The 23,891-nt window shown below is 59.9% G+C and carries 18 protein-coding genes; 15 read left to right on the top strand and 3 right to left on the bottom strand.

What is annotated here, in order from left to right:
* Window positions 1-447: 447 nt before the first annotated feature.
* Window positions 448-1,938: an aldehyde dehydrogenase family protein gene (locus tag LFT47_RS09315; RefSeq protein WP_236817503.1), complete on the top strand. Its 1,491-nt coding sequence runs from the start codon at window positions 448-450 to the stop codon at window positions 1,936-1,938.
* Window positions 1,939-2,451: 513 nt separating this feature from the next.
* Here the strand turns inward: LFT47_RS09315 and LFT47_RS09310 are convergent.
* A complete protein-coding gene (locus tag LFT47_RS09310; RefSeq protein ID WP_236817501.1) occupies window positions 2,452-2,865 on the bottom strand; it encodes a carboxymuconolactone decarboxylase family protein in 414 nt (137 codons plus the stop codon).
* 547 nt (window positions 2,866-3,412) lie between these two features.
* On the opposite strand from LFT47_RS09310, the gene aceA reads away from it, so the two are divergent.
* The 12 genes from aceA to LFT47_RS09250 all read left to right on the top strand — a co-directional run bounded on the left by aceA (window position 3,413) and on the right by LFT47_RS09250 (window position 18,292).
* Entirely contained in the window at window positions 3,413-4,756 is a 1,344-nt protein-coding gene (aceA, locus tag LFT47_RS09305) for an isocitrate lyase (RefSeq protein ID WP_236817499.1), read from the top strand.
* Between the two features lie 95 nt (window positions 4,757-4,851).
* Complete coding sequence (gene aceB / locus LFT47_RS09300) at window positions 4,852-6,504, top strand: malate synthase A (protein ID WP_236817498.1); 1,653 nt, start codon at window positions 4,852-4,854, stop codon at window positions 6,502-6,504.
* A gap of 1,007 nt (window positions 6,505-7,511) precedes the next feature.
* A complete protein-coding gene (locus LFT47_RS09295; protein ID WP_236817496.1) occupies window positions 7,512-8,912 on the top strand; it encodes an MFS transporter in 1,401 nt (466 codons plus the stop codon).
* A 565-nt stretch (window positions 8,913-9,477) separates the two neighbouring features.
* Window positions 9,478-10,617: a thiolase family protein gene (locus LFT47_RS09290; RefSeq protein ID WP_442863464.1), complete on the top strand. Its 1,140-nt coding sequence runs from the start codon at window positions 9,478-9,480 to the stop codon at window positions 10,615-10,617.
* Window positions 10,618-10,642: 25 nt separating this feature from the next.
* Window positions 10,643-11,410 (top strand): SDR family NAD(P)-dependent oxidoreductase, encoded by a 768-nt coding sequence (locus tag LFT47_RS09285; RefSeq protein WP_236817492.1) that lies wholly within the window; start codon window positions 10,643-10,645, stop codon window positions 11,408-11,410.
* Between the two features lie 107 nt (window positions 11,411-11,517).
* The gene (locus LFT47_RS09280; RefSeq protein ID WP_236817478.1) at window positions 11,518-13,134 is read left to right on the top strand and encodes an enoyl-CoA hydratase-related protein; all 1,617 of its coding nucleotides are present in this window, start codon (window positions 11,518-11,520) and stop codon (window positions 13,132-13,134) included.
* Window positions 13,131-13,931: an enoyl-CoA hydratase/isomerase family protein gene (locus tag LFT47_RS09275; RefSeq protein ID WP_236817471.1), complete on the top strand. Its 801-nt coding sequence runs from the start codon at window positions 13,131-13,133 to the stop codon at window positions 13,929-13,931. The genes LFT47_RS09280 and LFT47_RS09275 overlap by 4 nt, the downstream gene beginning before the upstream one ends.
* A 43-nt stretch (window positions 13,932-13,974) precedes the next feature.
* Entirely contained in the window at window positions 13,975-14,550 is a 576-nt protein-coding gene (locus LFT47_RS09270; RefSeq protein WP_236817469.1) for a nuclear transport factor 2 family protein, read from the top strand.
* Window positions 14,551-14,682: 132 nt separating this feature from the next.
* The gene (locus LFT47_RS09265) at window positions 14,683-15,462 is read left to right on the top strand and encodes an electron transfer flavoprotein subunit beta/FixA family protein (RefSeq protein ID WP_236817467.1); all 780 of its coding nucleotides are present in this window, start codon (window positions 14,683-14,685) and stop codon (window positions 15,460-15,462) included.
* Between the two features lie 17 nt (window positions 15,463-15,479).
* Window positions 15,480-16,451 carry an electron transfer flavoprotein subunit alpha/FixB family protein gene (locus LFT47_RS09260; protein ID WP_236817465.1) on the top strand — a complete coding sequence of 324 codons (972 nt, stop codon included), beginning with the start codon at window positions 15,480-15,482 and terminating at the stop codon, window positions 16,449-16,451.
* A gap of 37 nt (window positions 16,452-16,488) precedes the next feature.
* On the top strand, window positions 16,489-17,421 hold the full coding sequence (locus tag LFT47_RS09255; protein WP_236817457.1) for a cytochrome b/b6 domain-containing protein: 933 nt from the start codon (window positions 16,489-16,491) through the stop codon (window positions 17,419-17,421).
* A gap of 526 nt (window positions 17,422-17,947) precedes the next feature.
* Complete coding sequence (locus LFT47_RS09250) at window positions 17,948-18,292, top strand: hypothetical protein (RefSeq protein ID WP_336885433.1); 345 nt, start codon at window positions 17,948-17,950, stop codon at window positions 18,290-18,292.
* Between the two features lie 56 nt (window positions 18,293-18,348).
* Here LFT47_RS09250 and LFT47_RS09245 read toward each other — a convergent pair whose 3' ends face one another.
* On the bottom strand, window positions 18,349-19,095 hold the full coding sequence (locus tag LFT47_RS09245; protein WP_236817455.1) for an IclR family transcriptional regulator: 747 nt from the start codon (window positions 19,093-19,095) through the stop codon (window positions 18,349-18,351).
* Window positions 19,096-19,594: 499 nt separating this feature from the next.
* Between LFT47_RS09245 and LFT47_RS09240 the strand changes: the two genes are divergently transcribed.
* Both LFT47_RS09240 and LFT47_RS21485 read left to right on the top strand, forming a co-directional pair.
* Entirely contained in the window at window positions 19,595-21,679 is a 2,085-nt protein-coding gene (locus LFT47_RS09240; RefSeq protein ID WP_236817453.1) for a CoA transferase, read from the top strand.
* 96 nt (window positions 21,680-21,775) lie between these two features.
* Complete coding sequence (locus LFT47_RS21485) at window positions 21,776-22,408, top strand: enoyl-CoA hydratase/isomerase family protein (RefSeq protein WP_442863463.1); 633 nt, start codon at window positions 21,776-21,778, stop codon at window positions 22,406-22,408.
* 364 nt (window positions 22,409-22,772) lie between these two features.
* Here the strand turns inward: LFT47_RS21485 and LFT47_RS09235 are convergent, their stop codons facing one another.
* The gene (locus tag LFT47_RS09235; RefSeq protein ID WP_236817452.1) at window positions 22,773-23,825 is read right to left on the bottom strand and encodes an NAD-dependent epimerase/dehydratase family protein; all 1,053 of its coding nucleotides are present in this window, start codon (window positions 23,823-23,825) and stop codon (window positions 22,773-22,775) included.
* Between the last annotated feature and the right edge of the window lie 66 nt (window positions 23,826-23,891).

The following is a 23,891-nucleotide window of genomic DNA, read 5'->3' as shown; positions in this document are numbered from 1 at the left end:
GCAATTTTGAGCAACTCCGCGGCGCAAGGAGGTTTGGTGCGCGATGGGCGTGCCAGATATGGATTGTCAACCCCCCAAGTGCGACTTGACCTTGCGAGCGTAGATCATGTCGGCTCCGGGTTTGGCTCAGGCTGCGCGACAGCAGGCTCGTTGACGAATCATATAAAATGCGTAAAGCTGTTCCTTGAGCTTGACTGTGTGATCAGCCAAGCGGCCGAAGCGGGGCGAATCCGATCAGGGAGAAAGCCCGCGCGATGTCGCGTTCCAGCGGATGCCTCGCGAAACCAACGAGAATTACATCCCGCTGGAGCTCCCCTGGACCACTTCAGGCGCAATTCTGCTGACCTCTTTTGCAATTCTTCAACGCTGAGCGTTGTCAACATGGTGCAGGACGGCTTCGCCTCGCCGACTAACGGCAGCGTGACCCACCGTCCTGTGGAGGAGAAAATGACTAAAACAGCCACGGACCAGACGACCGCCATCGACAGCCTGGAACACCCACTGCAAATGCTCGTGGACGGATCCTGGATCCCTTCAATATCTGGCAACTATTTCGACGTCTACAACCCCGGCACGGGCGAAGTGATCGCTAAGGTAGCCAAGGCGGACGAAAGGGATGTCGACCTGGCGGTACAGGCGGCCAGGCGCGCGTTCGAAGACGAACGTTGGCGCCGGCTCTCGGGTGCAGATCGGGGGGTCATTCTCTGGCGCACCGCTGAACTGCTTGAGGCAAATGCTGACGAGCTGGCGCGACTGGAGAGCCTCGACCTAGGCATTCCCCTGCCGCAGGCACGGGGCATGGTGGTCGAGGCGATCAACCAGTTCCGCTACTTCGCCGGATGGGCGGACAAGATCCACGGCAAGACAATCGACGTCGGTTCCGCCGAACGCCGCATCCTTGGCTACACGCTTCGCGAACCTGTTGGCGTAGCGGGACTGATCGTCCCGTGGAATGTGCCGCTCATCGCTGCCTCCCAGAAACTCGCGCCGGCACTGGCAGCGGGCTGTTCGTGCGTCCTAAAGCCGGCTAGCGAGACGCCGCTCACTGCCTTGCGGCTTGGAGCACTACTTCAAGAAGCCGGTGTCCCCGACGGGGTAGTCAACATCGTGACTGGGTCTGGGTCAGTAGTCGGCGCTGCGATCGCCGCACATGAGGATGTGGACAAGGTCGCATTCACCGGTTCCACCGAGGTCGGCAGATCGATTGTGCAAGCGTCGGCCGGCAACCTGAAGAAACTCACCCTCGAACTAGGTGGGAAGTCACCGGTAATCGTACTGGCCGACGCTGACCTTCCCTCCGCCATTTCGGGAATCGCAGCGGGCATCTTCTGGAACACGGGACAGGTCTGCTCGGCAGGCACCCGGCTCCTCATACACGAGAAAATATTCGATGAAGTCGTGGAAGGAATCGCCAGAGAAGGACGGAAGCTAAAGGCCGGTTACGCTACCGATGCCGGCGTGGACCTGGGGCCTCTCATTTCCCAGAATCAGCTCGATCGGGTCACTGAGTACGTCGAAGGTGCCGTTGCAGAGGGTGCACGTATCGTGAGTGGAGGATCGCGGATCGGCGAGAAGGGATATTTCTTCGAGCCCACCGTCGTTGCGAACGTCACCCCTTCGATGCGCATGATGAAGGAGGAAATCTTCGGTCCCGTCATCGGCGCGTTGCCTTTCTCCGATATCGATGAGGCGGTGACTGCAGCCAACGACTCGGAATACGGTTTGGCGGCCAGCGTGTGGACCCGTGACGTGGGTGAAGCCCACTCGATCGCGCGGAGGCTTCGTGCCGGGCGGGTAGGTATCAATGTGCACCGGGCCGGCGGAGCGCAAGTACCGGTGGGCGGTTACAAGCAGTCGGGTTGGGGATGCGCGAACGGGCCCGAAGCAGTCGACGCGTATCTTGAGGCCAAATCCGTCGTTGCCCTACTCGACCGCTGACCTCCATCAAAGGTCCCGGGCGTCCTAGGGGGCCTCTTCCTGGGTGCGCTCCTCTCATACATTGGCCTCACACCCAGGAAGAGGCAACGTCGATGTGATCCTAGCGACCGACGAAAGCGAACCCAGATCCGAACTCGGCTGGGCCCGGGCCAACGCAACGTCGTGGGCTCGTCTATGTCACGTTCCCGCACCTGATCGGGGCGTCCAGAAAGACAAGCGCCAGAGAGCCCTTTGCGACATCCCATGCCCACTCGTTGCCTTCGCCGGGTCGTCTTGCCTCGAGATTGTTCGGGGCCGCGCCCGTGCGAGTGTGGTGTGGGTCAGGATCTGATGTTCCAGCACGGCTGCCGACCAGTCGTGCTGGACGGCTCTTGACCCGTACAACGCGCCCACGCCTGGCGTTGAGCGTCCGTGGCGGGCCCAGTCGGTCTAAGCTCGTCTTCGACAAAGCGGGTTTGGCGGTTTGACGGTGAAATGTCGGTACGTGTCGGCGGAACCCCTCCATCACCTGACTCAGATGGAGGCACTCTCCCGTGCTCTTGTGAATTCCGTGACTACCCCTTCGGCTATCCGAAAGGATTCTTGAGCCGCAGGGACGCCGCAGTAAATCATGGTCTGAAGTAGAACTTCTTGAATTTCCTGTTCGGTGACGCCGTTATTCAGTGCTCCGCGGACGTGCCCCGCCAGCTCATGGGAGCGATTGAGCGCCGTCAGCATGGCCAGGTTCAGCATGCTGCGGGTTCTTAGGTCCAGCCCAGGTCTTCCCCAGATCTCCCCCCAGGCGTACTCCGTGATGATTTCCTGAATCGGCAGCGAGAATTCACTCGCTTGACCAAGTGACTTCTCAACGTGCGAGGCCCCCATTACCTTTTGCCGGGTTTTCAGCCCAGCAAAGTAGCGCTCCCGGTGGTTCTCGGTACTCGTCACCCTGCCTCACTCTCGTCATATTCGTAGTTGCCTGATGTCTTCACGTCGCGCGCGAAAGGCCGCTTGCCGCCCCTCGTTTGGGCTCAAAAGCTAATCAAGGAATCGCTTGCTGTCCTAGTCAGGCTCTGCCCCCACCAATCGAAAGGCCTCTGACGGCTGGTGCCTCCGTGGTTCGAGTTAGTCCGCATCGAACAAACTGCCCATTTTGTGGACGCGCCAGTCATGAACTGAGGCTAGAGAGCTTTGCCCTGACCTGTCAATGCAGTGGATGACTCCGTTCTAGGCGCTCCACAATGTGAAACCTCTTTGAAAAAGTGTCCATATTGTGGATACTTGCAAATTCTACCCGAGGATAAAGACGCATTTCTTGTCAGGATCTAAAGAAGTGCATTTCTTTCCATGGTTTTCCTCTAGAAAGCCTCTTGGAAGTACTGAAAAGTAAGAACTACGGAAACCCTCGGCCGGCCTGGACTGCAAAGGCGCAGCGAAGATCGGCCGGGGCTACATAGACAGCAACACGCCAAAGTAGCGTCAAAGGAGACAGACAATGACCGCAGCATTTGAACCAGGACAGCCCGCCGCTCAGCAGACAGCAACCGAGCAGGCCGCCGCACTGGAGCTCGAATGGGCTGCCAACCCGCGTTGGGAAGGCGTCACCCGCGACTACTCGGCCACCGACGTCGTCCGCCTCCGCGGCCGCGTCTCCGAAGAACACACCCTGGCCAGGCGCGGCTCCGAGAAGCTGTGGAAGCAACTCAGCGAAGAAGCGGCCACCGGCGGTTACACCAACGCCCTCGGTGCGCTGACCGGCAACCAGGCCGTGCAGCAGGTCAAGGCCGGGCTGCGGGCCATCTACCTGTCCGGCTGGCAGGTCGCCGCCGACGCCAACAACTCCGGCCACACCTACCCGGACCAGTCGCTCTACCCGGCCAACTCGGTCCCCACCGTGGTCCGCCGCATCAACAACGCCCTGCTCCGGGCCGACCAGATCGAATTCTCCGAGGGCATCCAGACCGTCGAGGACTGGCTGGTCCCGATCGTCGCCGACGCCGAAGCCGGCTTCGGCGGCCCGCTGAACGCCTACGAACTCATGAAATCCATGATCCAGGCCGGCGCCGCGGGCGTGCACTGGGAAGACCAGCTCGCCTCGGAAAAGAAGTGCGGCCACCTCGGCGGCAAGGTGCTCATTCCCACCCAGCAGCACGTCCGGACCCTGAACGCCGCCCGCCTCGCGGCCGACGTCGCAGGCACCCCGACGGTCGTCATCGCCCGCACCGACGCCGAGGCGGCCACCCTGATCACCTCCGACGTCGACGAGCGCGACCAGGAATTCATCCTCCGCGAAGGCGGACAGCCGGTCCGCACGGCGGAGGGCTTCTACAAGGTCCGCAACGGCATCGAACCCTGCATCGCCCGGGCCAAGGCCTACGCCCCGTACTCGGACCTCATCTGGATGGAAACGGGTACCCCGGACCTCGAGCTCGCCCGCAAGTTCGCCGAGTCCGTCAAGTCCGAATTCCCGGACCAGATGCTCTCCTACAACTGCTCGCCGTCCTTCAACTGGCGCAAGCACCTGGACGACGCCACGATCGCGAAGTTCCAGCGTGAACTCGGCGCCATGGGCTTCACCTTCCAGTTCATCACCCTGGCCGGCTTCCACGCCCTGAACTACTCGATGTTCGACCTCGCCCACGGCTACGCCCGCGAAGGCATGAGCGCCTACGTCGAACTCCAGGAAAAGGAATTCGCCTCCGAGTCCCGCGGCTACACCGCAACCAAGCACCAGCGCGAAGTCGGCACCGGCTACTTCGACGACATTGCAACTGCGCTCAACCCGAACGCATCCACCCTGGCCCTGGTGGGATCCACCGAAGAAGGCCAGTTCCACTAAAACTTTCCCCAACTAGGTAGCAGTAGGTGTCGTTTTGAGCCCTCAAAACGACACCTACTGCGAGCCAGTTGGGAACCATTCAAGGAGCCACTCCCATGAACAGTTTCACCGACAATTACACGATCAACGGCATCACGCTGACCGCCCAGCCCATTCACCGGCAGAACGAGGTTCTTACTCCGGATGCCTTGGAGTTCGTGGCAACTCTGCATCGCGCGACGGCGGAGCGCCGCCAGGAGTTGATGCAGGCGCGGCATACCCGCCGCGGGCAGATTTCCAGCGGCCAGGATCCGCGGTTCCTCCCGGAGACCGCGGACATCCGCAACGATCCGAACTGGCGCGTCGCTCCCCCGGCCCCGGGCCTGGAAGACCGCAGGGTCGAGATCACCGGACCGGTGGACCGGAAGATGACCATCAACGCGCTCAACTCCGGCGCCAAGGTGTGGCTGGCCGACATGGAAGACTCCTCCACCCCCACCTGGCGCAACGTCATCCAGGGCCAGCTGAACCTCACGGACGCACTGGAACGCCGGATCGACTTCACCTCCCCGGAGGGCAAGGAATACAAGCTCCGTGCTGCCGAGGACTTGCCGACCATCGTGGTCCGGCCCCGCGGCTGGCACCTGCCGGAGAAGCACATGCTCATCGACGGGAAGCCCGTTGCCGGCGGCGTGGTCGATTTCGGTTTGTTCTTCTTCCACAACGCACGCCGCCTGCTGGCACAGGGCAAGGGCCCGTACTTCTACCTGCCCAAGATCGAGAACCACCTCGAGGCACGCCTCTGGAACGACATCTTCATCCTGGCCCAGGACCTGCTCGGCATCCCGCAGGGCACCATCCGCGCCACAGTGCTGATCGAGACCATCACCGCGGCATTCGAAATGGAGGAGATCCTGTTCGAGCTGCGCGATCACGCCTCGGGACTGAACGCCGGCCGCTGGGACTACATCTTCTCCGTCATCAAGAACTTCCGCACCCGCGGCCCCCGCTTTGTGCTCCCGGACCGCGCCCAGGTCTCCATGACCCAGCCGTTCATGCGCTCCTACACCGAACAACTCGTCCGCGCCTGCCACCGCCGCGGCGCCATGGCAATCGGCGGCATGGCCGCCGCCGTTCCCAACCGCAAGGACGAGGCCGCCAACACGGCGGCACTCGAGAAGGTCCGCGCGGACAAGACCCGCGAAGCCGGCGACGGTTTCGACGGTTCCTGGGTTGCGCACCCGGACCTGGTTCCGGTCTGCCGCGAAGTGTTCGACGGCGTACTCGGCGAGCGTCCGAACCAACTGGACCGCTCACGCGAGGACGTCACCCCCGACGACCGCGCCCTGATCGACGTCGCCTCCACCGAGGGCACGATCACCGAGACCGGCATCCGGAACAACATCGAAGTGGGCATCCGCTACATCGAGTCCTGGCTCCGAGGCAACGGCGCCGTCGCCATCCACAACCTCATGGAAGACGCCGCCACCGCCGAGATCTCCCGCTCACAGCTATGGCAATGGATCTACTCCCACGCCATCACCGACACCGGAGAACTCATCACCCGCGAATGGGTCACCGACCTCCTGGACGAAGAGTTCGCACGCCTGGAACGCTTCGACGACGACCGCTTCAACGATGCCCGCAGCATCTTCGAAGAAGTCACCCTCGCCGAAGAATTCCCTACCTTCCTGACCATCCCGGCCTACGCCCGCTACCTCACCGAAGCCCGCGAGGAAGCCACCAAGGAAGAACTCGTCGCCGCCTGAACCCCCGCCGCTGGGCTGCCTGCACTCTTCGCAACAAGTGACCCCGATGGCCGGGGAGGCAGCCCAGCGACGCGGACTCTCAACGCCCGAACCGCTTACGCAGTCCATAGTGGAAAAGCCGCGAGAGCTCGCCACTGTAGCGAGCGCTTATATACCATTTCCAAGGGAACTATTAGCTGAGGCTCTCGAAAGATGACTACAAGATCCACCTCAACAATGGCTGCGCCTGACGCAGGGCCGGTCAATGACTGGAGCGTCTTAGAAGGCCAGACCGTGCGGATCACAAAGAACGGCCGAGTCGTGCGCTCCGGCTGCGTTGACGCAGTAACACCTGCCGCCGACGTGTTGTGGTTAGAAGGTCACGGAGCGGAGCCTCGTACGCTCTTCCTTAAGAATGATGGCTTTGAAGTGTGGCTCGATTCTGCTAACCCTGCTTCGAAGCAGAACGGCCCCGTATCAGGCTTCACCATCGACCACGTCCACGCGAACGATGACGGGGAGTTGACCATACTTTCAGTTCCCGTGGATTGATGGCTCCGGCGGCGGCGGGCAATACTGGGTGACCGTCCGGCCAGGCCGTTTGAAATATCGAATATCAAGTCGTATTATCGAATGATGGCAGCTCGGACTCGAAGTCTCTGATGGCAAGGCGATGTGCGAGGCCAACGTCGGCGGAGGCTCGAGCGAGGCGGAAGCGCTCAGTGCAACTCGACCAGGGGCGTTCATAGGTCTCTTGTCGGTTCTCGCGGATTTGTGTCCATCAGGATCGGTCTCGGGGAGCCTTGGGCGTGCGTTGGCGAACCACTTGTAAAAGTCTCGCTCGTCACCGACTTGCTGGCCAGCGCGCCGGCCGTTCTCTTCATTGGGACGAATCGAACCGGCGTGACTGGGGATCATCACAGTTTCGCGATGCGGAATGGTGTATGCGGGTCGCCCACCAAGGCCGATTCAGGAGCCTGCTCTTGAATCGGCCTCAACGAGGATGGGCGAAAGGGGCAATCCGGTCGATGCGATCGCAATCAAAGTTACTGCCCGCGCTCATCTATGCCGCACTGACGAGTGCAATCGTCAGTTCCTTAGGCATGCTCCTCGTGCCGGAAGTCTCACATGAGTTGGACGTCTCCGTCAGCACGGCCCAATGGATGCTCACGGTCAACCTCTTAATTGGGGCGATGGCCACTCCGATAATGGGCCGGATGAGCGATGGTCCGCACAAGAGACGCCTGCTACTTGTGGCTCTCGCAGGTATACTCCTCGGCTCCATCATTGCCACGGCGGCGCCAAATTTTGTCGTGTTCTTACTGGGACGAGCACTGCAAGGTTTGACGTACGGCATCGTTCCGGTCACCATTGCTCTAGCCCGGCGTCATCTCACAGAGGGCAAGGTGCATTTCGGGATTTCCAGCTTGTCAGTGACAGTGTCCACCGGGCTCGGGGCGGGATACCCTCTGACAGGTATCCTCGCCGGAGCTTTCGGCTTTCGGTCCGCGTTCATATTCGCAGTCCTGTTCTTAGTTACCGCCATCATTGTTGTGCTGCGCTTCGTGCCCCCCGGCCCTGACGTGCGGGCACCGAGTGTCGCGTTCGATTACACAGGTGCCATACTGCTGGGGATCGGACTCGCTTCATTCCTCGTAGCCGTCAGCGAAGGGTCCATTTGGGGATGGTATTCACCATTGACTGTCTGTTGCCTCGTGTTCTCTGCGGGTGTCCTAGCTGCATGGTCGGTCGTTGAGCTGCACGCCTCGCACCCGTTGATAAATCTCCGGGTGCTACAGAACGGCGAAGTGCTCCTGGCCAATGCCACTGCGATCGGACTAGGCGCCGCGATGTACGCTACCCTCTCCATCGTCAGTCTGATTGCGCAGGCGCCTGTGTCGACAGGATACGGTGCTGCGTTGCCCTTGGCGTGGGCAGGTTTTGTGATGCTCCCATTGTCGATGGGAAGTCTCGGTGCGAACCGGCTTGTGCGTGCAATATCGCACCGCCTCCGCATGGCAACCCTGCTCCCCTTCGGCGCTTGCATCGTAACGATCTCCACGGTCCTGTTGTGGATGGCCCACGGTGAGTTATGGGAGATCTTGGTCGGAATGCTCCTGTTCGGCACCGGCACAGGCATGACATATGCCGCGATGCCTGGACTCATTACCAGGACAGTTGCCGCCACCGAACTCGGCAGCGCGGTCAGCTTCAATCAAGTTCTTCGCACAATCGGAGGTTCGTTTGGCAGCGCCGTCTCCGGATCAGTGCTCGGTGCCCACCTTGCCGCTGACCTGCACCCCGTGGGGAAGGCCATCGATGCTACCTTGGCGGTCAGTTCACTCGGGTGCGCTATCGTTGCTGCGGCCCTGGCTTTGAACCTTCTTTGGCACCATCAAGCGAGATCTGCAAAAGAAGAACTCCGATAGGCCTGGCTCCCCTCCTCGCTGGCGGACAGCGGACGCAACTCTCGCGGGCGGCGTTCCATGAAGACCCTTAGCGGGAATTTTTGCTCGCGACTCGGAGCACAAATTGCCCCGTATTTAGTGCACGGTTGTTTGGACACTACGCGACAACCAGACCGCTTCGCCTCTGATGGCCGTCGCTCCCCCGCATTGATTGAATCACCACGCTTCCGCAGTATCGAGCCTTCGCGATGACGCGAAGCAGAACGATCCGCCCCGCTAATGAAGGGGCTTCCCTCACCTATCTGACCGACTTCCGCGCCAATGCACCGCTTGAAAACGCGACCCACCATTGCCAGAGGAGCCCGGCTGGTGTAATCTTCAGTCGTATATACGAATAGACGTTCATCTTTGTGTACGAGGGCGTGCCGGTCAGATGGCCATAGGGAACACGATGTGTTCCCTGCATGTTGTCCCCCCGAACCAATAAGGCAATGGACCCTCAGAGGACACTGAATCCGATTTGAACCACAGACGAAGGAGATAGCTCTTGGCACAGGCCGTTCTCGTAGACGTTGTACGATCCCCGATGGGACGGGGCAAGCCTGGCGGCCTCCTGTCGCCATTACATCCAGTCGAGTTACTTGCCCAGGTTCTTTCCGGTCTAGTCGGCCGGAACGGTATAGACCCCGGCCAGGTCGACGATGTTCTAATCGGATGCGTGGGTCAGGTTGGCGAGCAATCCGGAACACCGGGCCGTCATGCATGGCTTTCAGCCGGCTTCCCGGTGTCCGTGCCGTCGACCACCATCGAACGGAGGTGTGGGTCCGGGCAACAGGCGATTGACTTTGCGGTTCAGGGCGTACAGGCTGGCGCCTACGACATGGTGATCGCCGGTGGACTTGAGTCCATGAGCCGCATTCCCATGGGCACAAATCGCAAGGACTCCGACCCCGCCGGACCCGGGGTGCATGCGCGGTTCCCAGAACTTGTCTCGCAAGGAATTGCCGCCGAGCTGATAGCAGAAAAGTTCTCCCTGTCCCGCAGTGCCTTGGATGCGCTGAGTGTTGACTCCCATGCGAGAGCGGACGCAGCCGCACGGGCAGGACTGCTGAACTCGCAGATTATTCCCATCATCCGCCCCGACGGCGTCACAGTATCCACGGACGAGACCATCCGCCCGAACACCAGTCTTGAGGTGCTTGCGCAGCTTGAGCCCGCTTTCGCAACAGATGAAGCTCGTACCCGTTTTCCTTCTCTTGATTGGAAGATCACCGCTGGAAACTCATCCTCTTTCGCGGACGCAGCAGGCGCAGCCTTGATCATGAGCGAAGAACGCGCGGCCCAGCTCGGCCTTCAACCTCGGGCGCGTTTCGTCGCATCTGCCGTAGCCGGAGACGATCCTTTCTTGATGCTGACAGGGATCATCCCCGCAACGCACAGAGTGTTGGAGAGAGCGAAGCTGGCCATCAAGGAAATCGACTACGTCGAAGTGAACGAAGCCTTCGCATCGGTCCCACTTGCGTGGCAGTCCGAGTTTGGATTCGACCACCAGAGGCTCAACGCGCACGGAGGAGCCATCGCGCTCGGTCATCCCCTTGGGGCATCTGGGATCCGCCTGTTTGCGTCTCTTCTCAGCAGCCTGGAATCGACACACGGCAGGTACGGCCTTCAAACCATGTGCGAGGCGGGCGGGATGGCTAATGCAATGGTCATTGAGCGTCTCTGACAACTAAGTAAAGCAGGAGAAGAAAGTGGACTTAAAAGACGCATCTGTAATTATCACCGGCGGGGCATCCGGTCTGGGCCTTGCAACTGCACGCCGCCTGGTTTCACGCGGATGTTCGATCACCTTGGTGGACTTGCCCGGGTCGGAGGGTGCCGCTCGGGCACTCGAACTGGGGAAATTCGCACACTTCGAACCCGCGGATGTCACCATCGGCGACGAATTGGCTTCTGCGATCGCCGCCGCGGAATCGCGGGGCCCGCTACGTGCAGCCATCCACTGCGCAGGCCGCGGCGGCACCGTGCGCGTGCTGGACCGGGAAGGAGGTCCTGGCGACCCTGAACTTTTTGAGACAGTGGTTCGGACCAACGTAAATGGCACCTATAACCTCCTGCGATTCGCGGCGAGCTCCATGGCCAAGAATGACATCGTCGGGGATGACCGAGGCGTCATCGTGCTCACATCATCTGTGGCCGCCTACGAGGGTCAAGTTGGCCAGCTGCCCTATGCTGCATCGAAGGCCGCGGTCGTTGCCATGACCCTGGTCGCCGCCCGGGATCTTGCTCAGCGGGCAGTCCGAGTCAATTGCATCGCGCCGGGCGTGTTTGATACTCCGATCCTCAGTCGCTTCTCGGAGGACGTCAAGGCTCGTCTATACGAGCCGGTGCCACACCCGAAACGACTGGGTGATCCGGCTGAATTCGCGCACCTGGCCGAACACATCATTGACAATCCGATGCTGAATGGGGAGACGATCCGCATCGACGGCGCTGTTCGAATGCCGCCGCGTCCGTAGAGAAATCGACCACACCCTAGGCCGAGTCGGCGCATCGGCGCCGTCGAATCTGATTCGTGGTTCCGCGTCGATTTGAAAGCAGCGAGCCGGAAGGAGCACAACGAAGCATGCTCAACACAGCCATCCACTGGCACGAATCGCATGACGGGATCGTGAGTCTCGTCATAGACGATCCGGACCGGAGCGTGAACACTGTCAACAGCGCATTCATCGAGGCCCTCGCTGCCTCGGTTGAACGACTGGAGCTAGTCCAAGACCGCATTGCCGGCGTCATCTTGAGCTCCGCCAAGAAGTCCTTCCTGGCTGGCGGAGATCTTAATAGGCTGATGGCCGTCGACCCAACTGGACTTCGTGAGTTCGTCGACGATCTCAATGTGCGCAAGTCGTACACGCAACGGTTGGAAATGCTGAAACGCCCGGTGGTGGCCATCATTAATGGACCGGCATTGGGCGGAGGGCTTGAGCTGGCACTCTGTTGCCACAGGTCCATTGGCGTTGACAGTGGAAGCACAATCGTCGGTCTGCCGGAACCAACGCTGGGCCTTATTCCAGGTGCGGGCGGCATTGTCAGGACTGTCCGCCGTCTGGGCGTAGATCAGGCTCTGGACAGCGTGCTTCTCACTGGCCGCCGTTTGCCAATCCGGGAAGCCGTAGATATCGGGCTTATCGATGATGTAGCGGCATCGGCAGAAGCGGCCGACGCCGCAGCAAGAAAATGGATCCTGTCGAACCCGAGTGTCGCTGCCCGCTCTGCAACATCCATGCCTAAGACGCCTCGCCCACTGCCGCGGCCCACGGCCACCCCCACCCGTCGGGCGATCGTCCGTGTAGCCAACCGCTCTATGCACACAGATTTAGAGACGGCGTTGCATTTCGAGTCCGATATGTTTGGGAGCGTTGTGGTCTCCGACGCTACGAAGAACAGCATCCGGACACACTTTTTCGCGACTAATGCCGTAAGGAAACGCGCGAAGAACCTTTCAGGACTCCCCGCCTCCAAACTCCTTCTCATCCCCCGCGACGAGTCTGCGGCTGACAAGTTGAAGGCGGGTTCATGGGGTGAAGTAGCCGATGTGGGCGAATCTACTTGTGCGGTGGGAAACGCGAACGGTCCGGATGTGAACGTCGCACTGCCCCTGATGGCCGAGGGGGAATGGCCCGAAATGTGGCTAGCTCCGGACTTCGTGGGCGACGGTCAACGTGTGGCTGAGTATGCCGCGGGCGTTTCCCGCGCAGGAGAAGCTGCCATTTCCACGTTGGCCACCGCCGGCGTCGTGGCGATTCCCGTCGCCCCCGGCATGGGGTCTTTCGGGCGGATCCTCGCGGCTGCTCTTGCCCAAGCCGTCAAAGACTGCGAAAGCCTCGGCTATGGCGCAGCGGCCGTTGATCGAGCACTGGCCTGGGCTGACCTGCCGTCGCGTCGACCGCCGGGCTCCCAAGAACCCTTCCGATCGTCGATCCAAGAAGATGTGAGCCTGGCCTGTAGGCTGCTAAATCACATCGCGCAGGCTGGCATCGATGCCGTCGCGTCAGGCACCTTGGTCTTCCCCGAGGACGCGGATGTTGCATCAGTTCGAGCAGGTGGTTTTCCTGGTTGGACCGGCGGTGTGGCGAACTGGATGGCTCACGGTCACCGTCTGGCGATGGACCTGTATCAGGCTTCGGAATCTGAATTTGGCGTGAAGGCAGCAGTCCAGCCTTGGAAACGAAAGGTAGACAAATGAACTCCGACTCTGCGGAGCTGACGAACGAAGAGGGTGAAACCCACGTTCACGTTCGAGAAGACTCAGCTACTCATGTAGCAACCATCACGTTTCGGCGGGGCACGAACAACTACTTCGACATGGACCTGCTGGACCGTCTCGTCACGGCCATGGAAGGGTTGGCACATACCGGGGTCCGAGCCATTGTTCTCGAAAGCTCTGCCAAGCACTTCTGCGCAGGAATGAATTTTCAACCACGCAATCTGGAAGACGACGGCGGACCACACATCTACGACGATGTAGTCCCGCGTCTCTTCGCACAAACGTTACCCCTCGTTGCGGCGATCAATGGTGCGACGATTGGTGGAGGTTTGGGCCTGGTGATGGCTGCGGATTTTCGAGTCGGTACCCCAAGGGCCCGATTTGCGGCCAATTTTGCCCGGCTCGGCATTAGTCAAGGTTTTGCCTTGTCGGCAACCCTGCCGTCAGTCATAGGTGCCCAGCGCGCGGCCGAACTGCTGTACACCGGACGCCGAGTCACGGGAGCCGAAGCATTCGAGATCGGCCTGTGCGACAGGCTAGTAGAACCAGACGACGTGTCTCGCGAGGCACACCGGCTGGCGGCAGACATTGCATCCTCAGCCCCCCTAGCTGTGGCATCCATTAGGCGAACGTTGAGAGAACGCTTGAACGCAGATGTCGCAGTTGCGCTCGCCCAGGAGCGGCTGGAACAAGGAATCCTCCGGCGGACCAACGACTTCCGCGAAGGAGTCTTAGCTAATGCGGAGCGACGGGAACCCCGGTTCACCGCATCCTGAGACCCGCAGAAGGAATCTCCCGCGGGAATAAACGGGCAGAACAATGGCATTTCGCAAAGGGTACATCTTTGCAGAATCCCGTACTCCGGCAGCAAAACCGGACGAAACATCAATAGGAGGAATGCTCTTTATGGACGGCGTCAAACAGGACATCTACGAGGTCGTGTTGAAGTACTGCCGTGGTGTCGACCGCGCGGACATGAGTCTCGTGAGGGCTGCATATCACGAAGACGCCATGGAGCATCACACCGGTTTCGACGGCACAATCGACGACTATGTCGGCTGGCTTGAGCAGACCATTCCACGCTACGACGGGATGATGCACATTGTCAGCAACCACTTGTCAGCCATCGACGGGAACCGTGCCGTTGCGGAAACGTATGGCATGGGCGTGCATTGGATGAACGACCGCACGGACCCGCTGAACTTTACAAGCGGATTCCGGCAGATCGACCGTATGGAGAAGCGAAGCGGCCGCTGGGCAATCGCTGAGCGCTGGGTAGTTCGCGAGTGGAGTCGTTCCGACGCCCATCGGTTTATGCCGTTGGGCGATGGCCCCCGAGGTGTTCGTGGGCAAGAGGACCTGATTTACAAGTCACTTGAATGGCTCAACTCCTAGTCTGATCCGCCGCGCTCTGGAGAGCGTGTTGAATCCGGAATTTCCGCAGTCAGGGTTCCTGCGTGACTCAACAGGCATGCGGTCGTGAGTCTCCTATTTAGTGTTCGTTGCTGTTAACAAGAAGGGAAAGTCATGAAGATCGTTGTATTGGTGAAGCAGGTGCCGGACACCGAGGAGGAACGCCGGATCGACCCAGCGACCGGCCTTCTGGATCGGGCCGCAACTGATGGTGTCGCTGACGAGATCAATGAGCGAGCAGTCGAAGTTGCCCTGCGTTACAAAGATGTACACAAGGGCACCGAAGTAAAGGTCATCTCGATGGGCCCAAAGTCTGTGACCCCAGTCCTGCGCAAGGCGCTGTCCATGGGGGCTGACTCGGCGGTTCATATCCTAGACGACGCGTTGGCCGGGTCGGACGCTATGCGGACCTCGGCAGTCCTTGCCGCAGCGTTGACGAGGACTGGATTTGACCTCGTGATCGCAGGCAATGAGTCCACAGACGGGCGGGGTGGAGTCGTGCCAGCGATGATTGCAGAGTATCTGAGCCTTCCAATGCTTAGTTCTCTGAACTCGGCTGACATCTCGGACCAGCGCGTGGTGGGTGAATGCAGCGTCGAAACCGGAACTCTGACGGTAAGGGCCACGCTTCCGGCCATTATTTCCGTGACGGAACGGTCGGCGGAGGCTCGCTTCCCAAACTTCAAGGGCATCATGACTGCCAAGCGTAAGCCACTGGCCACGTGGTCTCTGGACGACCTGGACATCGAGCCCGCAGACCCAGCAACCAGCGCACGTTCGGTCGTCTTGGCTGTAATTGAACGACCCGCTCGAGCGGTTGGCAAGAAGGTTGTCGATACGGGAAACGCAGGCGCTGAGCTAGCCGAATTCCTTGTGGCCGGCCGCATAATCTGATTTTGAGGAGACTGAAAATGGCAAACGTACTGGCACTTATAGAATTGTCGAGCGCCGGAACCATCAAGGACTCGGCGCCTTCTTTGTTGGCGGCTGCGGGACGCCTTGGCACTCCGGTGGCCGTGGTCGTGACCTCGCCCAACGGCGGCTCCTCTTTCGTAGACGAGCTCGGTGCATTGGGCGCGAAGCGCATCTTTGTCGCTGAAAGCGATCAAGTTGGAAGGCTGTTTGCCGCAGCCCAAACGCAAGGCCTGTACGCGGCCGTCGAAGCGCTGAACCCGACCGCCGTCGTGGTCGCAAATTCGGTGGAGAGTAGGGAAGCCGCCGCGCGGCTGGCTGTCCGCATCGGTGGTGGGTTGATCGCCGACGCTGTGTATGTCCGTTCTGATGGAGGCAGGATCGTGGCTACGCACTCCGTTTTCGGTGGCGCATTCAGTGTTGATTCCGTCGTTGAGGGCGGCTTGCCCGTGATCACCCTTCGCGAAGGAGCTGTTGACGAGTCCGTACCGTCAGCTGCACCGGATCTCACAACCGTACAACTGTCGCTTGAGCCCTCAAACGCGGCAGCAATCGATGCAGTCAATGAGGCAGCAGCGGCTCCTGGGCGCCCCGTCCTGCGAAACGCCTCCAGGGTCGTATCCGGTGGCCGAGGCCTCGGGTCTAAGGAAAACTTCGTCTTGGTGGAGCAGTTGGCCGACGCCCTAGGTGCAGCAATAGGGGCTTCCCGCGCGGCCGTTGATGCTGGATACGTGCCGCAGACGCTTCAGGTTGGTCAGACTGGCATTTCAGTCTCACCGCAACTCTATGTTGCTCTGGGCATCTCCGGGGCGATCCAACACCGGGCCGGGATGCAGACAGCGAAGACGATCATAGCGGTCAACAGGGACGAGGACGCGCCGATCTTCGACATAGCTGACTTCGGCGTCGTAGGTGATGTTTTCAAGGTTGTCCCGCAGCTGATCGCAGCGCTAAAAGCGCGCGCCAACTGACGCCGAAACCGGTTTTTCTAAAAAGGAGTAATTAGTGATGTCGACGTCATCGAAACGACCAGCCGTCGTTGGCAGCAGGTGGTTCAAGCCCGCGGTCTTCGGCCTGTTGGCGATCATGGCTCTGCTGGTCGTGGTGCTGCTGGCAAAATGGGCGCGGACCCTGTCTCCGGTTCAGGAGTTCCTGCTGGACTATCCGGGACATTCCGACCTCCTCTCGGGCGCACCAACCGGGCTTCCGGCATGGATGGGGTGGCAGCACTTCCTAAACGCATTTTTCATTGTGCTCATTGTCCGTTCAGGTTGGCTGGTTCGAACCACCACGCGCCCAAAGGCCTACTGGACCAGGAACAACAAGGGACTCATTCGGACAAAGAACCCGCCAAGCAAGATCAGCCTGGACCTTTGGTTTCATCTCAGTCTGGATGCCTTGTGGACATTGAACGGCATCATTTTCGTCGTGCTGCTCTTCATAACCGGTCAGTGGATGCGCACAGTTCCGACGAGCTGGGATGTGCTCCCAAATGCACTTTCCACTGCAATTCAATACGCCTCGTTGAACTGGCCTACGGAGAACGGTTGGGTTAACTACAACAGCCTGCAAGTTCTGGCATATTTCACTATCGTCTTCATAGCGGCCCCACTCGCTCTTGTAACCGGCTTGAGGATGTCCTCAGCCTGGCCAAAGCAGGCCAAGCAACTAAACAGGATCTTCCCCATCGAAGCGGCTCGCGCCATCCACTTCCCGGTGATGTTTGGCTTCGTCGGCTTCGTTATCGTGCATGTTGCCCTAGTCCTGGCCACGGGGGCTTTACGAAATCTCAACCATATGTACGCCGGGCTGGATGACGAGAACTGGATGGGTTTCTGGATCTTTGCAGCCACTCTGGTTGCCATGGTGGCGGCATGGTTCTTGGCTCGCCCGCTGTTTCTGCGCCCGATCGCTTCGCTTACAGGCAAAGTCGGCCGCTAAGGGAAATACTCGACGTTTCACCTGATGACGGCGATGATAGGAAAGCCCTTGTTCGACGGTTCGTAATTTTCGGGTTGGGGCGTCGTGACATGTCCCGCAAATCTTCGCCCGAGTTGCCGGGTCACTGCCGCTTGGGCAGTCCGCGGTCGAGGTCCTGAACGAATTCAATGCCAGCGTTACCGCAGTGGTGTCGGAGGATATGCCATACATGGTCCCCTCTAATCGCGGAGCTTTCACATGCCGTACCTCGGCGCGGATACTCGTACATAAGCGACTTCAAGTCCTTCGCGATCCGTCTTCGCACCAGTTGCTTCGCGTCCAGCGCAGCCCCTCCCCGAATGGCTCCGTTGAAGGGCCGTGGTCGTCCATTGGCAGAATCGAAATTTGGAGTGCCGAAGAAATCGGCAAGGCGTGGGGATGAAACAGTCTCTGGCGAGCTTGCCGAACGCCTCAGCAGGGTCCTAGAAGACGTTCGGCTTACTGCTCACGGCGCTGCTGTCCTCTTCGGAGGCAGATCATTTGCACCGTGGTGGCCAGCGACATTATCAACTTGCGCGAGAGTACCTTCGCCTTTCGCGCCACGGACGGGACGAACGCAACTGCGGCGGCCGTAGCCAGGGCTTTCCTTGTGATCCGAGAGTCCTATGAGCTTTCTTGGTTCGTGGACAAGATTGCCGATCTCGCACCGAGTTCCGCGAGTGACTATGTGGAAGCAGCAGTCCTGTTCATCCGGCGGATCCTTGACCGGGCAACCCGCTGTTACGTCACCCACGACCACTCGGACCGGCCCGTCGCAAATGCGCTAAGAGGATCTCGCTTCCCTTGGACATCGCCGGCATTTCAGTTGCCCTATATCTTCTGCGGAACTTAGTGGTGGGGTGACGCTGCCGCCTGACAGATGACTCAACCCCAGCGTCGGCCGCCTGTTCATGCCGATAATGACTCTGCTGTTGCCCGCACCTGCTTGGCAATGTCGTCGATCCTGTCGGCCATCCGGAAGGAGGGGCCAGCAACGCCGATGCTCAGCACAACGTCCGATCCACCGATAATGATGGGACTAGCCACACCATACTCATCACTTCCCCCCCTATTAATTGCAACACGGGATTCTCGGACCATCTCAAGTTCTGCTCGAACGCGATCGCGTTCATCGGCGATCGCAAAGTGGCGCCGAAGGTACAGATCAAGCCGGCGCGCCGGCATGTACGCAAGGAAACACTTTCCGTGGCTCAGTGGCCACAGGTCCCGTCGATGATGGAGCATCGGGGAGGCTCGAACCATCTGTGAGGCCTCGACCGCGTCAAGGTGGACGACAGACTCGCCCACGAGTGATGCGAGAATCGCAGTCTCATTTAGCTTCTTTGAGAGGTCTTCCAGAGCATGGCGGTAGACGGACGGCAACGTGGGCAGGTTTCCGCCTAGCAGGCCAGTCACGGCGGGACCTCTGAAGTAGCGGCTGCTCCGTTCACTCAAATAGCCCGTAGCCACGAGGCCTTTTGCGAGTCCGTGTATCGAGGACTTCGGTGCCTCGACAGCCTCGGCGAGGTCGCCCAGCCTGAGACCGTTGGGTTCGGCAGCGACCACAGCCTCCAGGATTCCCATCACACGGGTGACCGTACGGTGTTCGGCAGCGCGCGGCAATGCGCTCTCGTTGCCGGCTGTTCCTGGTGCCATAATGCACTTCTCCTTCGCCTGTTAGCGCTGTTCGGCTGCTACTCGCATGTCAATAACGCTTGTGCCCCCGGGCGAACGCTCAAAGGCGTTGCCGCTGGATGTGGCTGAACGTCAACACTAGCCGCCAAGAGGACTTCGGCGCCTCGAAGTCCTCCTCGTCTACCGCGCAATCATAACGGGACCGGTGGGATGCGTTCATCCGCAACCCGGCGGGGAGCGTTGCAGCGGAGCGCACGAGCCGGGGATCTCCAGCTGAGCCTCCTCATTTCGTTTGTAATATCGAACGGCTATATCATATGCTGAATTTCCGTCGTATGCTGGGTTTGTCAAGCTGGGCCGGTGGCTGTTCGGAATGCGAGAAGTCGATGCCTGCCCAGAAGGTTGCCCAGAAGTTCGACAACGCCGTACCGACCCATGGACGGGCGCGCGCGAAGCCGCAAAGGCGTAATGCCTCATCCGGCGTTCTGTCGGTCTGATGCGCTGGAAGGATAATACGAGAATGCTTAGTACCTCGACCGCCAACGTGGACACTGCGAATGGCCCCTCGGCCTTAGGCACGTCTTGGCTCACCGCTCTTCGAGTCGTCAAGATTGGTGACTCATCGCCGCTCAAGGTAGCGGGGCAGGTCCTCTCGCAGTTTGGCGCTAACGTCATCGATGGTGCAGACCTAAGTTCCAACGATCAATGGGGTAACCCCGATATCGTCTTGGTCGATCGCATCGAAGCCGCACCTGATTTGCCTGGCTTGCCAGCAGGAAACGCCCAAAACTACCTCGATTACGTTTCAAGGAACAATCGTTCTGTGTGGGTCACGGCAAGCGCATACGGACTGTCTAATAGCCGTGCCGATGCGTTCGCCTCGGAAATGACTCTTCTCGCCGCAGGCGGAATCCTTGGCCACTCAAGAATCGCGGACGACCTACCACCGACACTGCCGGCTGGTTCTCTCGGTCTTTCATTGGCCGGTGACGTCATGGCGATGGCTGCACTGCACGGAGTGCATGAGCATTTGGCCACGAGTCAACCCGTTCATATCGACTTGTCCGCTCAAGGCGCCGTAGTGGCGAATGGAATGTCACTGGAAATGGCGCATGCCTTGGCAAACTGTCCGGATGAGGGCGGCAGTGGCCGGTATGGTGCTCCGACCGGATTTTTCGAGTGCACCGACGGGAGCGTCTTCGTGTGCACTCTCGAGCAGCACCAGTGGGCAGCGTTCCGAACAACCCTTCACCCAACGCTGGACTCGATCGTCACCTTGGAAGAGGCACGGACCCGGAGCCACGAAGTCAACTTGGCCATGGCTGCCTGGGCTTCCACTCGAACGGCGGCCCACTGTGAAATGATCCTTCAATCCGCAGGCGTCCCGTGCACCGCCGTCAACACGATCGAAAGACTACTGGAACGGTTGAGGGAAGTTGGCCGACCTCTAGATGTCATGAGCGCCCACGCACCAAACCTTCCGGCGATTGTGGAAGAAACGCCCGGAAAAGAACCGGCCGAGGATCGGTCTGGGGTCATCCCCCTTAAGGAACTTCGCGTGTTGGATGCTGGGCACGTGTTGGCGGTCCCCCTTGCGACGTCCTGGCTTGGGGCGATGGGTGCGCGGGTCACGAAGCACGAAGACCCCGATCGACTTGATCTCTACAGGCGACGAGGACCCTTTAGCCTTGGGGTACCCGGGGTCAACCGAAGTGCTTACTTCAATCAGCTCAACTTCTGCAAGACACAGATGATCGCAAGGGTCGATGAAAACGGCGGTGCTCTCGACCTCAGTTCCTTCGACGTTGTGACCAACAATCTTAGCCCCCGCCGTGCTCAGCTCGTTGGCGTTGACCTGTCCACCGCCGTGGCCGACAGTGTCCCACGTTTGGCAGTGTCGTCCAGCGGGTTTGGTCGGATCGGGGAATGGTCGCATTACAGGGCTTACGGCCACAATATCCACGCTTTCGCAGGTCTTGTCGCCGCCACTCGCGATGCTCGGGGCGAGATGAACGATGTTGGAACTCCTTGGGCGGACCCTCTGACAAGTGTGGCTATCGCAACTTGGGTTCTGGCTTGGTCACTCGCCACCGAGCGGACGTCCAGCGTGGCGGCCGACATGTCGATGGCCGAAATCATGGCAGCTCAGCTCACGTCGCTGATCGGGTCGGATCCCCAGGAAGCCTACCTGGCACAACCGGGCAAAGCTGACTTCTTCCTCCGAACACCCCAGCTAGGTCGGCTTATTGCTGTAAGTCTGCGCAACGCGGAAGAGATCTTGCGCTTTGAATCGCTAATTGGTTTGTCATTACCTTCAATGAAGGTCCGGGGTGAATTGATCGATGTTCCCTTGGACGCATTGCACGCAACACATGACCATGAACTGGCGGAGAAGATCCTGGATGCAGGCTTCGCCGCTTCCTTGGTTCTCAACGCTCAGGAACTCGCCAGCGACCCGTTCCTGAGGAGTACAGGACTCTTCCAAACAGTGGAGAGCGCTGCCCTCGGCGAGTACGACGTTACTGGGCTGCCATGGCACTTTGTTGGTTCGGACACGATACCAATCTGGGCAGCTCCCGAGATCAATCCCGCAGAGAACGGCTGACCCGTGGAGCCTATCGTGGTCTACGACGTAGGTGGCGAGGGAATCGCGCGGATCACGCTGCGAAGGGAACATGTTCTGAATGCCATTAATCCTGAGATGATGCGGGCCTTGCGGGCAGCGATCAATGAATTCCATGCAGACGACTCTGCACGAGTCGCGGTGATTTCCGGTGCGGGCCGGGCATTCTGCGCTGGAGCAGACCTGCGCGAGATTCCGACGGCAGGACCCCCGGAGCCAACTGGGGATTTAGGGCGGATGTCTGAGATGGTCCTTTCGCAGGAGATCCAGAAACCGATGATAGCTGCGGTACACGGGCACGCCGTGGGAGCGGGGTTGCGACTTGCCTTGCTGTGTGACTTCTTGTTGTGTACTGAGTCAGCACAGTTTCGGGCCCCTGAAGTAAGCCATGGACTCAACTCAGGTTCGTTCTGGTGGATGCTTCAAGCCCGGGCCGGCGATTCCTTCGCCACGGAAGTAGTCGCTACCGGGCGGGCATTCTCTGGCACGGAGGCCGCTGCCCGGGGCGTGGCCATACGGGCGGTGCACGAGACGGAACTGCACGCGCAGGCGGATATCCTTGCTGGGCGCATCGCGGAACAACCACGTGCCTCAATGTCAGCGCTTGTGGATACACGCCGGTCGGCGCTCAGACAGTTTGAACTTAATGCCTGGACGAGCAGGGGGCGAGGACTCATGTGGGGCAGGGCTGACGAGAAGTCCTCGTCATGAAACGCAGTCGCTAGGCCGCCCCGAGACCTCCGCGGGGGTCTCTCGAGTCGCGTTTGGCCGGTGGGCGGTGCCTTTTCAAATATCTAAGGCATCGCCCACCGAGTGGAGGGGCTAATAGGCCCGCAAAACGGGTCCGAGAAAGCAGCTGCAACGGGATGGTTGAGGATGGCCCTTAACCGGTCTGCCAAACGTGTCAGGACCTTCTCGTCACGGCGCAATAAATCCCAAAATAGGCCGGCTTTGAAACCCCGCCTCTGCTCGCACCCATGCACACCAGGCTAACCGGCTTCGGATAGAGCGAGAGACGGCAAGGCGCCCGAGCGCTTGCGCATTGATCGGGGCGCCTTGTGGCTGGCCGCCTAGCCTAGCTGGAGATGGCCGCCTCCGCAGGCTCTCGGACTTCTGTCAAGCCGGCAAATTCACGATATGCGCGAATTGTGCGATAGAAGCCCGCCTCCATGGAGAATCGCCTCCGGATACCAAGGTCATCTGACGCACGTCGTGAGTCATAGTGGTAAGCCCAGTTCGTCTGCGCTCCTGGAGCAAGTCCGGCTGCTGCTGACCCTTCTGTGAGCACGATATCGGCGTCCGGTAGCAGCTTCCTCACAAAGGCGAAGGCATCGGAAATCGGACGGTAATCGCCATTGGTCAGATACGTCTCGCCCCCTCCGCCTTTGTTTTTGATTGCTCTCACAAAGGCGTCGGACACGTCCTCAACATACTGGAAGTCCATACTGCGTTCGCCGAACGGGACAATGGCCGGTTCCCTGCCGGTTGCCGGGATCTCCAGGAGGTTCGAGAGCCAACTGCTGCCGCTGCCCCTGGATGCTTTCACGTGCTCACCAAACCCATAGACACGACTCAATCTCAAGCCAACCACGTTGGCACCGTGATTCTTGTAATAGCGCCGTCCGAGACCTTCCAAGAAGGCCTTGCAAACGCCATACACGGTGCTGGGATCGATAGGACTGTCATCGCTAATGACTCCCTGGTCTGAGAGTGAACGGGGGCCGAAAACATTGATAGAGCTTGCCCAAACCACTCGTTCCAGCTTCCGCTGAACGGCAGCCTCAAACATGTTCACGGTTCCATCGATGTTCACCCGAACGGCTCGCGGGATATCGGCTTCCGAGGACTCGGACATCAGGGAGGCTAGGTGCACGATCGACCGAACGTCGTATTGATCGATCGTCTTCAGAAGCAATGGCAGATCACAAATATCGCCGACGACTACGGAAATCCGGTCGGAATCTTGTGCCCCAAGCAAGCGTTCCAAATACACGAGGTCGGGCAATGCGTCCTCCGCTGAGCCACTTCCGCCGAAGAATCCGAAGAGTACGACGTCCTCTCCTGCGGCCAGCAAGTCGCGGACTACATATCCGCCGACAAAGCCTATTCCTGTCACCATCACCGACATCGGGGCACTCCTTAATTTGGCCAACACAAGACGTGAACTCTTCCCCTGAACAGCCCAAGCTATCCC

This window comes from Arthrobacter sp. FW306-2-2C-D06B (assembly GCF_021789175.1).
Lineage (GTDB): Bacteria > Actinomycetota > Actinomycetes > Actinomycetales > Micrococcaceae > Arthrobacter.
The sequence above is the reverse complement of the archived record's forward strand: the minus strand, read 5'-3'. Positions and strand labels throughout refer to the sequence as shown.